General features: G+C 37.4%; 6 protein-coding genes. 5 read left to right on the top strand and 1 reads right to left on the bottom strand.

Features of this window, described 5'->3' with window-relative positions; translation table 11 throughout:
• The first annotated feature begins 134 nt into the window (after positions 1–134).
• Both B5X53_RS17275 and B5X53_RS17270 read left to right on the top strand, forming a co-directional pair.
• The gene (locus B5X53_RS17275) at positions 135–3,266 is read left to right on the top strand and encodes a SusC/RagA family TonB-linked outer membrane protein (protein WP_232764097.1); all 3,132 of its coding nucleotides are present in this window, start codon (positions 135–137) and stop codon (positions 3,264–3,266) included.
• A gap of 17 nt (positions 3,267–3,283) precedes the next feature.
• Positions 3,284–4,909 carry a RagB/SusD family nutrient uptake outer membrane protein gene (locus B5X53_RS17270; protein WP_394341611.1) on the top strand — a complete coding sequence of 542 codons (1,626 nt, stop codon included), beginning with the start codon at positions 3,284–3,286 and terminating at the stop codon, positions 4,907–4,909.
• An 84-nt stretch (positions 4,910–4,993) separates the two neighbouring features.
• Here the strand turns inward: B5X53_RS17270 and B5X53_RS17265 are convergent, their stop codons facing one another.
• Positions 4,994–5,590 (bottom strand): ribonuclease HII, encoded by a 597-nt coding sequence (locus tag B5X53_RS17265; protein WP_079714476.1) that lies wholly within the window; start codon positions 5,588–5,590, stop codon positions 4,994–4,996.
• Positions 5,591–5,933: 343 nt separating this feature from the next.
• On the opposite strand from B5X53_RS17265, the gene B5X53_RS17255 reads away from it, so the two are divergent.
• From B5X53_RS17255 to B5X53_RS17245, 3 genes are all read left to right on the top strand, one after another.
• Complete coding sequence (locus tag B5X53_RS17255; RefSeq protein WP_079714474.1) at positions 5,934–9,236, top strand: SusC/RagA family TonB-linked outer membrane protein; 3,303 nt, start codon at positions 5,934–5,936, stop codon at positions 9,234–9,236.
• Positions 9,237–9,248: 12 nt separating this feature from the next.
• Complete coding sequence (locus B5X53_RS17250; RefSeq protein ID WP_079714473.1) at positions 9,249–10,769, top strand: RagB/SusD family nutrient uptake outer membrane protein; 1,521 nt, start codon at positions 9,249–9,251, stop codon at positions 10,767–10,769.
• Between the two features lie 198 nt (positions 10,770–10,967).
• Positions 10,968–12,884, top strand: a complete 1,917-nt coding sequence (locus B5X53_RS17245; RefSeq protein WP_079714472.1) for a putative porin — start codon at positions 10,968–10,970, stop codon at positions 12,882–12,884.
• Positions 12,885–13,589 lie beyond the last annotated feature (705 nt).

Here is a 13,589-nt window from a genome sequence, read left to right as displayed (position 1 = left end):
CAGCCCATTTATTTAAAATCAATAAATAACCTAATTTTTGAGGGTACACAAGACTAAATTAAAAGTTAAAATAATTTCTTCGTTTAGGAAAAAATTAAGATTTTTGAATTAGGCTAATTCTAATAAAGTATAATATGAATGGAAAGAAATTACATGGAATTCTAGCACTTTTTGCAGTGTTAATGATGCAATTTTCGTTTGCCCAGGAAAAAACAGTTTCTGGTAAAGTAACTGATGATAATGGTTTTCCATTATTGGGGGTAAACGTAATTGAAAAAGGAACAAATAACGGTACTCAAACAGACTTTGACGGTGAGTTTAGTCTTTCTGTTGAGCCGGGTGACGTTTTGGTTTTTAGTTATGTTGGTTTTATAGCTAGAGAAGTACAAGTTGGGGCCGATGATGTTTACAACGTGGCATTGGATACCGATACCGGAAGTTTAGAAGAAGTAGTAGTTGTAGCTTATGGTACCACAACTAAAGAAGCTTTTACAGGTTCTGCCGAGGTAATTAAATCGGAACAAATGGAGCAGCGTAGTTTAACTTCTCCTATTTCCGCAATTGAAGGGAATGCAACCGGGGTGCAAATTACTACTTCTTCCGGTCAGCCCGGTTCTTCTCCAGGCATTGTAATTAGAGGAGTTGGTACTTTAAATGGTAGTACCGATCCTTTATATATTGTAGATGGAGTTCAATTTGAAGGTGATCTTAATGCAATAAACCAAAATGATATTGAATCTATTACGGTATTGAAAGATGCTGCTTCTACTTCCCTTTATGGTTCGAGGGCGGCAAATGGAGTTGTGTTGATTACTACCAAAGACGGAAAAAAAGCCGGCGGTTTAAGAGTAGATGTCAATTCCCAATATGGAGTAATAGACAAGGCGATAGATGAGTATGATTTTGTTGGTCCTGGTCAATATTACGAGTTGATGTGGGAAGGGTATAAAAATTCCTTAGATGTAGATAACCCTGCTGCTGAAGCTTCGGCTACTATCTATAATCGTTTGGGTTATAATCCTTTTGATGTTCCTAACGATCAAATTGTTGGAACCGATGGGCAATTAAATCCTAATGCGAATGTGATTTTTCAGGGCTTAGATTGGTATGATGCTCTGGAACGTCAGGGAAGTAGAGAAAGCCATAACTTAAGTGTTTCCGGTGGAGGTGACAATCATACTGTTTTCTTTTCTGCATCAAATTTGCACGAAAGGGGATATGTTGTTGAAAGCTCCTTTAGAAGAACTACTAGTAGATTAAATGCCAATTTTACACCAACCGATTGGTTGACTTTAGGTGGTAACCTTAATTTGTCCTTATCAAATACCACGGGTCCTTCTTCAAGAGGAACTTCTATTGCAAACCCGTTTAGTTTTGCTAAAGACATGGGGTCTATTTACCCGGTGTATGTTGTTGATCCGGCCACGGGAGAATACGTAAGAGATGTTGAAGGTAACCTACAGTATGATCGTGGTGAAGGATATCCAGATTTGGGTATTAGATCGAGACCGAACAATGTTGGCCGTCATGCAATAGAAGAGGCGATATTAAATAGTGATGTAACCAAAACCAATAATTACGGGTTTAGGTACAATGCCGGATTCAAAATAATTGATGGTCTGGAATTAACCTTACGTTACGGGCAGGATGTAAATGACTATCTCAATAAAGAATACGAGAATAATCTTGTAGGAGATGGTGCTCCGGCTGGACGATATAGTGAATTGAGATATAGAAGGACAGTAGAAAACTTCAACCAAATTATAACTTACGCTAAAAGTTTTGGAAATCATAATTTCGATTTGACGTTAGGTCATGAAAGCTTTGACCGTCATTATTCTGAAGTAGATGGGTTTAAAAATACCCAAACTGCAGTAGGAATTTATGAGTTTGATAACTTCTCTACCATCGCCGATTTATCTGGATATAGCTCTAATAAAACACTAGAGGGATATTTTTCAAGGTTAAATTATAATTTTGACGAGAAATATTACCTAAGTGCATCGGCCAGACGCGATGGTTCTTCTGTTTTTAATGAAGATGTACGTTGGGGTAATTTTTATTCTGTAGGTGGTGCCTGGAGAATAGACCAGGAAGCATTTATGGATAACGTAGATTTTGTTAATAACCTTAAATTAAGAGCTTCTTATGGTGAGGTAGGTAATGACGACCTGAACGATTACTTTATCTCGCAACCGCGTTATTCATTATTTCCTAACGCCGGCGAGCCTGGTATTTTTTGGTCAGATTTAGGAAACGAAGAGTTAACCTGGGAAACTGTAGAAAGCTGGGATGTAGCTCTGGAGTTTGGTTTTTTTGATTATCGTTTATCTGGATCTATTGAATTCTATAGAAGAAATTCTACAGATCTTCTTTATAATGTTCCGTTACCAATATCTATGGGGCTTAGTGAAGGACCTGCGAATATTGGAGATATGTACAACCAGGGTTGGGAATTAGGACTTGAAGGCTTAATCGTAGATACCGAAGATTTCAGCTGGGAGTTAGGTTTACAGGCTTCAACACTTAAAAATGAAATTACTTTCCTTCCAGATCCCTTTGTAGATGGATCTAAAAGATGGATTGAAGGAAGATCGCGATACGATTATTTTATACACCATTATGCAGGAGTAGATCCTGAAAATGGAGATGCATTGTATTATGCGTATGAAGAAGATGAAACCGGGGAAAATGTTCCTGTTTTAAATGATGATGGAACACACCAAACAGTTAATGATCAAAATGATGCTAACCGGGCATATGTTGATGCTACTTCAATACCAGATCTTATTGGATCTATTAGAAATGATTTTACTTATAAAAATTTCAATTTAAACTTTTTGTTTACCTACCAGCTTGGAGGAGAAATTTTAGATTATGGTTATGCTAATATGATGCACGAAGGTAGTTACGGAGACTCTTTTCATCCAGATATTTTAAATGCCTGGAAGAACCCTGGAGATATTACAGATGTACCTCGTTTAGAGACCGGGAATAATACTCTTGCTCCTACCTTATCTTCAAGATGGTTAACAGATGCTTCTTTTCTATCTCTTAGAAACGTAAATCTATCTTACGATTTGGGCGAAAGTGCACTAGATCAAATAGGTATGGATAGGTTAAGATTGTTTGTTTCTGCAGAGAATCTTTTCATATTAACAGAAAGAACAGGTTTAGATCCTCAATACAATCTTTCTGGTACTCCTAGTGGAAACGACTATAATCCTAACAGGGTAATTTCAGTAGGTGTGAATGTTGCTTTTTAAATTGAAAAAATAGTATGATGAAAAAAAATATAATAAAATTGAAAAGCCTTATAGTAATTGCTGTTGTTACAGTAATAAGTATAGGGTGTACCGAAGATTTTCTGGACACGGCACCTACAGATGCAATATCTGCTGATGCTGCGCTTTCCAGTCCGGAAAATATGATGCTAGTCTTAAATGGGCTTCATAGAATAATGTACGCGCAAAATCCACTACCAGGCGGGGAATCGAGTAGAAGTGGGGAAAGCCATTTTATTCCAGCTTTAGATGCGCAAGGAGGGAGTATTATACATTCCTCCCCCGGAAATGGATGGATGACTGCAGATTTACAGTGGTTGAATCACACTAATCCTAATACTACAACTGTTTATAATTTTTGGTACCAACGTTATCATTTTATAGCCAGTGCAAATTCTATTATTAATACAATAGAAGAGGGTGATTTTGCAGAAACTCCTGAATTAAATAATATTCTGGGACAGGCCTATGCTTACAGAGCCTGGGCTTACCATAGGCTGGTGACTACTTTTGCAAAAGGTTATTTAATTGGAAATCCTTCTTCAGATCCTGGTGTTCCGTTGGTTTTTTCTACAGAACCTCCTTATGAAAGCGCACCAAGATCTAGTGTAGAAGAGGTTTATAATCAAATCGAAACTGATATTAATACCTCTATAGATTATTTAGCTGATGCAAGTGCTCCAGCGAATAAATCTCATATTTCCATTAATGCAGCACACGGTATTAAAGCCCGGGTTGCACTTTCTAAAGGAGATTGGGAAGTTGCTGCAACATCTGCAGAAGCGGCCAGAGAAGGTTACCCATTGCTTTCTGAATCAGAGTGGTTGTCTGGTTTTAATACTTACGACCTTTCAGAAGTTATTTGGGGTGGTAGAGTAATAGACAGTGAGACTAATTACTTCCAGTCTTATTTCTACTACATTTCTCCAACTTTCAATGGAAGTCAAAACAGGAGTAATCCTAAAATTATAAGTTCAGAATTATACGATCAAATTCCTGAGACTGATTACAGAAGTGAAGCCTGGTTGCCATTGGCGCCAAACACGAATCCTTCTGCATCTAATGATCAGGGTGGAGGTTTCGAATCTGATCCTAATTACGATAGCGAAGACGAGTTTTGGAATGCCTGGGAAGAAATTATAGCTACCTATGGAATGACCTCAGGTCATAATACCCATCCATATATGACTGTAAAATTCTTGCAGCAGAATCCGGGCACAATAGACCCAGATGATGTTATTTATATGAGAGCTTCAGAAATGGTTTTAATTGAAGCTGAAGCCAGAGCTATGATGAACGATATTGAAGGGGCTCAGGAGGCATTGGCTATTCTAGGAAATGCCCGTGATTCAGCTTTTGATGTGTCTGAATTCAGTACCCAGGAAGAATTAATGGAAGAGATAAAATTCCAGAGAAGAGTAGAACTTTGGGGAGAAGGCTTTAGTTTCCATGATCATATCAGATGGGACGAGCCGTTGGATCATACTAATTCTGGTGCAGCAAGAGTGTTGTATCAGGATGGTTTCACCCAAGACCGACCTTCTGAAAATGACGATTGGATTTGGAAAATTCCTCAGGCTGAGATCAATGCAAACCCTTATATCACTGAGTCAGATCAAAATTAATTTTAAAACATATTTATAATTTTAAATAAAATAAGAGCCGTCTAAACGATTTTGTTTAGACGGCTTTTTAATATAATTTCTTATTTAGAAACTCAGTTTTAATTGTTCGGGTAAAAGTTTAAAACTTTTTCTGTGATAAGGAGTGCTGCCAAACTCCATAATTGCCCGGCGATGCTCTTTGGTAGGATAACCTTTATTTTGATGCCAGTTGTACATAGGAAATTCATTATGTACTTCTTGCATAAATTCGTCCCTGGCAGTTTTTGCCAAAATCGAGGCTGCAGCAATACTTAAGAATTTTCCATCTCCTTTTATAATACAATCATAAGCAATATTGCGGTAGGGCTTAAATTTATTTCCATCTACTATAATATGTTCCGGTTCGCAATTTAGCTGGTCAATTGCCCTGTGCATAGCCAGAATTGAAGCATTTAGAATATTAATTTCATCAATTTCCTCCATGTAAACGTGGGCTATTCCAAAAGTGATAGCCTCATTTAAAATAATTTCTTTCAGTTTATTTCTATCGCTTAGCTTGGTTTGTTTTGAGTCGTTTAATAATTTATTCTTAAAATTCTTTGGTAAAATAACAGCTGCAGCGGTTACGGGACCGGCAAGACAACCGCGCCCGGCTTCGTCGGTGCCGGCTATTTGACAGGGGAGATTGAACATCTTTAACATGGTAGTGCAAAAATTGTAAGATTTCCGGCTAAATACAAAACTATTGCTTCTTTTTCTTCGTATATAATATATAATGTAGACCGAAAAAATTGCGCGAAACGATAGGAAACGCTCGTTATTGCCTTTTTTGTATTAAAATCCTCATAAAGTTTTAGCTCATTGAAAACTGCCATATTTATGAACTTTTGCAATATTCGTAAAAAAACAAGCCCTCAAACCGGCTCTATTTTATATCTTTCAAAGATGTTTTAATAATTGAATTGATAATTCAATTAAAAAATCATTTGGTTTATTAAGAATTTATTATGATTTTTGGCGTAGGCTAATTCAAATTTAAATAATAATGAAAAACAAATTACATGGAATTCTTACGCTATTGTTAGCGTTCGTAGTGCAATTTACATTTGCACAGGAAAAATTGGTGACGGGTACCGTTGTCGATGAAGATGGTTTGCCCCTACCTGGGGTGAACGTAATTGAAAAAGGAACCAATAATGGTTCTCAAACTAATTTTGATGGGCAATACAGTCTTTCAGTTGATGTAGGGGATATTATTGTGTTTAGTTATGTTGGTTTTAGGACGCAGGAAATTACTGTAGGAGAGGCTGATGTCTATGATGTTACCCTTGGTACAGATGCTGCGGCACTAGATGAGGTAGTGGTTGTTGGATATGGTACTGCTACAAGGCAGTCATTTACTGGTACTGCTACAACTATTGATGGAGAAAATCTTGAAGGTAAAAACTTCTCTAACGTAACCCAGGCACTAGCCGGGGAAGTTGCAGGGGTAAATGTTATTAACAACTCTGGTCAGCCTGGTACCACTTCTACTGTTAGAGTTAGGGGTTTTGGATCTATTAACGGAAACCGTGCTCCTCTTTATGTTATTGATGGGGTGCCATTATCTAGTGGAGATCCAAATAGTGATGCACAAGCCGCTATTGTAGAATCTACATTAAACTCTATTAACCCTGCAGATATCGAAAGTACAACTGTTTTGAAAGATGCGACTGCCACGGCTATTTATGGTTCCAGAGGTGCAAACGGGGTGATCCTTATTAATACCAAATCAGGTAGATCGGGCGAGAGCTATATAGAGGTAGATGTAAAGACAGGTGTGAATAATCAATGGATTCCTCGTTATGATGTTATATCTTCTCCTGAGCAATATATTGGTGCCGTTTGGGAAGGTATTTACAACAGGGGTGTACTAGAGGACAGTGAAAATCCTGTTCAGTTTGCAAACGAGCGTTTGTTTAGCAACGACTATGTAGCGCCAGGTTATAACATGTGGAATGTAGAAGATGGTGGAGAATTGATTAATCCAGACACTCGCATGGTTAGAGATGGTGTTACCCGTAGGTATACGCCGGAAAGATATGAAGATGCTGCATTCCAAAAGGGGGCACTTAGAAAAGAAGCTAATGTTAGATTTGGTGGTGGAAGCGATAAAACAACTTACTTTGCTTCTGTAGGTTATTTAGATGAAGAAGGAACCGCTATTAATACAGGATATGAAAGATATAGTACGCGGTTAAACCTAAAGTCAGATGTTAAAGATTGGTTAGAAGTTTCAGCTAACATGGGATATGCTTATTCGGAGAGAATAGCGAACGGGCAAACTGATGGAGCTGAGAACTTATTCGAATTTTCAGATAAGATGGCTCCTATTTTCCCTGTGTTCCTTAGGGATGATGCAGGCAATTTGGTAGCAGATCCTATATTTGGAGGAAATCAATATGATTATGGTTCAGCTTCAACAGGTGCTGGTACTCAAAACCCAGGTATTACTGCTAGGCCGAGACCAAATGCGAACAACCTTAACCCAATTGGTTCAGCTCTTTATGATTTTGACGGAACTGATAGACATGAAATGAATGGTAACTTCGCTTTAAATTTCATCTTAACTGAAAATCTGACTTTTGAAACCAGGTTTGGTGCTCAATATTTTATGAGTAGGAATAAAGATTTTAGAAATCCATTTTATGGAGGTGGTAACGCTACCGGTGGGGATCTTATAACAAGAGATTATGAAAGTTTAACCACAAACTGGCTAAAGTTGTTACGTTACGAAAACCAATGGGGGGATCATTCCATAGAGGCACTTGTGGCTCATGAGAACAATGAATTTGATATATCTTATTCTTCACAATACAAAGGGACTTCAGTAAGTCCGGATATTTATGAGCTTAATAACTTCGTAGATAATTTATCGCCACCAACTGGATTTGTTGAAGGAAGAGCTTTAGATTCCTACTTTGGTCAAATCAATTATAACTATTTAGGGAAGTACTATTTCAGTGGTTCACTTCGTCGAGATGGTTCTTCTCGTTTTGTTAATGATAAATGGGGAACCTTTGGTTCTGCAGGTGTGTCGTGGGTTGCTTCAAATGAAGACTTTTTAGCCAATAACGATCTTATCACTTTCTTAAAGCTTAAAACTTCTTACGGAATTACCGGAGATGAGGCTGGTGTAGGATACTATGCTGGATACGATACTTTTAGCCTTGGTACTTTAGGAGGTGGAATTTCTATAACGCAGAGAGATAATGGTAACCCTAATCTTACCTGGGAAACATCTAAAATGTATCAGGCTGGTGTAGAGTTTAGTTTAGGCCGCTTCTTAGATGCAACTGTAGATTATTATATAAAAGATACGGAAGATCAAATTTTTGAAAGAAGAGTTGGACCATCTCAAGGTATCGCAATCATTGATGTTAATGATGGAGATTTAAGAAATTCTGGTCTGGAATTTAATTTAACCGGGCATCTGGTAACAACCGAAGATTTTTCATTAGACCTTAATATTAACGGAGAGGTATTGAGTAACAAAATTACAGCTATGCCTATAGAGCCATCTACCGGAGAGCCTAGAGTTTTAGATACGTCCCCAACGTATTTCGCGTACTCTGATGGAGGATCAATATTTGATTTCTATATGAGAGAATGGGCCGGAGTTAATTCTGAAAACGGAGCGCCTCAATGGTATCGTTATTTTGATGATGTGAATGGGAATGGTACTTTTGATGAAGGGGATGGAGCTATTACAGATCTTCCTGTTTACTTAGATGATAATCCTGGAGCTGATATAGAAAGAGAGATTACAGAGACTTATTCTCAGGCAACCAATAAGTTCATAGGTAAGTCCGCTATTCCAGATGTACGTGGAGCTATCCGTTTAGGTGGTCGTTATAAGAGTTTTGATTTCTCTACACAGCTTCTATATAGCTTGGGTGGTCATGCGTATGATGCACAATATGGAGAGTTGATGAGCGACCGTTTTGGAGCAGTTGGAAATAACTATCATACAGATATCGCACAAAGATGGCAAGAGCCTGGTGATGTGACTAACGTACCAAGGTTGTCTGATGCTTTTGATGTAAATAGTACAGCTACTTCTAGCAGATTCCTTACCAGTACAGATTATGTGGCGCTAAACAATGCCCGTATTGGGTATACCATAAGTGAAGAGTTGCTTGGGGATACTGGAATTAATTTTATTAATATTTTCTTTTCTGGGGATAACCTATGGGCAAAAACTGCTCGAGATGGATTTTTACCTTTCACCAGGGAAACTGGTAACTCAGGAAGAGCTTTATATGCACCACTTACTACAATAACTGCAGGTGTAAGAGTGAAATTTTAAAAAAAAAGAATTATGAAAAATATATTTAAATTAACGGGAGTTGCGGCTTTGCTGATGTTTTCGGTAGGTTGTAGCGAAGAGTTTTTAGACAAACAGCCTTCAGAGTTTTTAACAACCGAGCAAGTTGGAGCGGCAGCAGAGAAAAATCCTGATGTGACTATAGGTACCATGAACGGTATTTATTTCCAGACCTTTCAAACTCAAACCGGGGGAACTACCGGTCATACAGACTTTGGTCATAAGGGTTATGATATCTATGGAGATATGCTAAGTGGGGATGTAGCACTTAGTGTTAGTACTTATGGATGGTATCGTGCCGATATTACCGAATTCCAGGCGCCTTTAGATTTTACACGTAACTCTAATTATCAGCCCTGGAGATATTACTATAGAATTATACGTTCTACAAATACAGTAATTGATGCACTTGGTGGGAATGATGTGGTTCCCGAGAATGAAGAGAACCTATACATTATGGGTCAGGCAAAAGCGATGAGAGCTCACTCTTATTTTTATTTAGCTCAATATTTCCAAAAGACTTATGATCCAAGCGAAGAGATTTTACCAATTTATACTTCGCTAGAAGATGAAAATGGACCTAAAGTTCCAGCTTCGGAAATTTATGCACAGATTGATAGTGATCTTAATGATGCGATCGCTCACCTCGATGGTTTTAACCGTACGGGTAAAAACCAGATAAATCAATCGGTGGCTCAGGGAATCAAAGCCTACGTGGAAGGTGTTAAAGGTAACTGGCAAGAGGTTTATGATCTAACCAACGATGTAATTACCAATGGTGGTTATACCTTAATGTCTGCTGAAGAAGTTGTGCGTATGAGCCACGATGGACCTGATACAGATCCTTATGGTGGAGGCTTTGGTGATCTTAGTACCCCAGGTTGGATGTGGGGTGTGGACCTTACCTCAGATCAGGAACTGGCTTTAGTTTCCTGGTGGGGTCAAATGGACCTTTTTACCTATAGCTATGCCTGGGCAGGTGATGCCAAAGCAATAGATGAAGATCTTTACAATAAAATCCCAGAAGGTGATGTGCGTAAGGCTCAATTCCTGGCTCCTACAGGAATATATGAAGATCTAATGCCTATTAATAAATTTTACGCTCCAAACCGCGTAGTAGGAGGCCAGGATCCCGTGGAAACAGATTACGTATACATGAGAGTTGCTGAAATGTACTTATTACATGCTGAAGCTGCGGCTCAGTTGGGCAATGAGGCAGAAGCGATTTCTACTCTTAAGACTCTTCTTGATGAAAGAATGGACGATACATCTTATGTAGACGGTCTTTCTGGTCAGGCGTTGTTAGATGAGATATACCTTCAAACAAGAATTGAACTTTGGGGAGAAGGTAAGAGTTACCTTGCTTTGAAAAGAAACAAAGCTACTGTTGTAAGAGGGCCTAACCACTTGTCGTTTGTAGGGGAACCTATTCCTTTTGATGACGAGCGTTTGACTTTTGAAATTCCAGAACAGGAAATTCAAGCTAACCCTGCAATTAATACTCAAAATAACTAAAATTAGTTTTTTTGATATTTTTAAAGCCTCCGGTATTCCGGGGGCTTTTTTTTTAAGCTGCTTGTGCAGAATTTTTTAAACTGTTTTAATCCATTTTGATTAAAAAATAATAATCTTCTAATTATATAGGGTATTTTAAATGTGAGGAAATGAGTAAATGTTTTTCAAATAATATAACTTTGCTGTAAACCTTATTAAATGAAGAAAATATTTTTTGTTTTACTTCTAATTCCTATTTGTGGTCTTTCTCAAAATCGATTAAGCGGTGCAGGAGGTAATCAAAATACTGAAGAAGGCACTACTCAGGAAGACACCATAAAACCCCCAATTTCTGATTATAAAATTATTTCGGTAGAAAACGACACTACTTTCTTAGATACCACCCTTACCATAGAAAAAGATTATAAATTCAATTACCGCCGTAAAGACAATTTTGAATTATTACCATTTTCCAACACCGGGCAAACCTATAATCGGCTGGGAGTAGATTTTGATGCAAAAAAGTTATATCCCGAATTTGGCGCTCAAGCCCGGCATTATAATCTTTTAGATATAGAAGATATTTATTATTACCACGTACCCACTCCGGTAACCGAAGCCTATTTTAAAACGGTACCCGAACAGGGTCAGCAGTTAGATGTATTATTTACTATTAATACTTCAGAGCGATTAAATTTTTCGGTAGCTTATAAAGGCGTCCGCGCATTAGGTAGATATCAAAATGCACTTACAAGTACCGGCATTTTTCGGTTCGGTTTAACTTATAAAACGCTGGACAGGAAATATCATTTAAGAACGCACTTTGTTTCTCATGATTTAATGAACCAGGAAAACGGCGGACTTTCAGATTTAGCGCTTCAGCAATACATCAATAAAGAGGAGGAATTTGAAGACCGCTCATTGCTAGCCATGAATTTCGAGAATGCCGAAAGCACACTATACGGAAAGCGTTTCTACCTGGATCATTTTTATCACGTTACCAGGCCTGATACTCTTTCCTCTAATGCACTCAAAGTCGGTCACATTTTTAATCACGATTATAAGAAATTCGATTTTCTTCAGGCTAATGCGGTAAACGATATTTTTGGTCCTTCCTTTCAGCGAAATAATTTGCGGGACCGTGTACGCTTAACCGAATTTTATAATGAAGCTTATGTACAATGGTCTAATAAAACCCTGGGTGAAGTAAAAGCTAAAGCCGCCGTTAAGAATTTTGAATACGGTTATAAAACATTCTATATCCGGGAAAGTGATACAATTAATAATAAACTTACGGGTTCAAATTATGCAATAGGTGGAGAATATAGAAAAAGTATAGGCGGTTTTGATGTAGAGGCCGATGTCATGCTCAACCTTGCAGGCGATTTTACCGGGAGTTATTTTTCTGCACACGCTGGTTATAGTCTCGATGAAGAGAATAGGTTAGAGTTTGGGGTTAATCAAAACAGCCATATGCCTAATTATAATTTCCTGCTTTACCAGAGTAATTATATAAACTATAACTGGCAAAATGAATTTGATAATGTAAATACCCAAAGTATCTACGGAAAATTACGTTCTCAAAAGTTATTGAATGTTGAAGGTAGATTAACCCAAATTCAAAACTATACTTATTTTGCCGAAGGGGAAGATACGTTGGTGAAACCATTTCAATCTGGAGACCAGGTTCGTTACTTAAAGTTAAAGGCAAGTAAGGATTTTGATTTTGGCCTTTTTGCTATAGATAATACATTAATGTATCAAAATGTTCTTGATGGAGCTTCGGTTTTAAATCTTCCGGAATTTGTAACCCGAAATTCTATTTATTATAAAGACGAATGGTTTGACAAGGCGCTCTACCTCCAAACAGGATTCACTTTTAAATACTTTACTAATTATAATATGAATGCCTACGATCCTGTTTTAGCCGAATTCTATGTACAGAATTCAGCCGAATTTGGGAATTATCCCGTGGTAGATTTCTTTTTCAATGCAAAAGTAGATCAGACTCGAATATTTTTGAAGCTTGAAAATGTTAATTCGCTGCTGGAGGCAAATAATAACTTTGTAGCACCGCGCTATCCTTATAGAGACTTTTTACTTCGATTTGGTGTGGTTTGGAACTTTTTTCTTTAATTTTTTCTTGGGAAGCAATTCTCTTTTTAATGTTTTTTAGCCAATTGTTTGCTTAATTAGAAGGAGTGGCGCGGCTGAAACATGATATTTATGAGAATAAAGTAAATTCTATTGAAATTTCCCGAAAAATATTTAAAATTGAATAAAGTCTTGTGCATCTAAAAAACCGCAGTATATTTGCACCCGCTTTGAGACACAAGGAGGCTTGGCGAGTAGAAGCGAAGAAGTTCATTACATACTGGGAAGAGGTTTTTTTTAGAGTTGCAGAAAGCTTTAAAAATTAAAAGTAAAAAAATATTTTTTTTTACTTGCCAGATTCAAAAGAGGTGGTATATTTGCACCCGCAAAAACAACGAAGGATTTTAATTAAAATTTTGCGGTGTTTTTAAAGTTCTTTTGAGGTGTTGCTTTTAAAAAATAAAGTCAAAAATTTTTCTAAAAAATATTTGGCGTATAAAGAAAAAGTAGTGTATATTTGCAGCCGCTTACAGCGGAAACAAGTTCCCAGAAATATTGAAAAGAAATCCCGGGTGGGTTAAGATAGAGTTAAGGTTCGAGTCCTTTAGTTTCGGCGAGAATATCCCGAGTAATATCGGGGAAGTTCATTGATTTATTGAATTGACAGCGCGTACATTTTTCGAGAGAGAAATGATACAAATAATTTAGAATTAAGACTAGAGAAGTCATCTTTGAGTACAGACAATT

The organism is Salegentibacter salinarum (genome assembly GCF_900168115.1).
In the GTDB taxonomy this organism is placed as follows: domain Bacteria; phylum Bacteroidota; class Bacteroidia; order Flavobacteriales; family Flavobacteriaceae; genus Salegentibacter; species Salegentibacter salinarum.
This window is presented reverse-complemented; position numbering and strand designations above follow the sequence as displayed.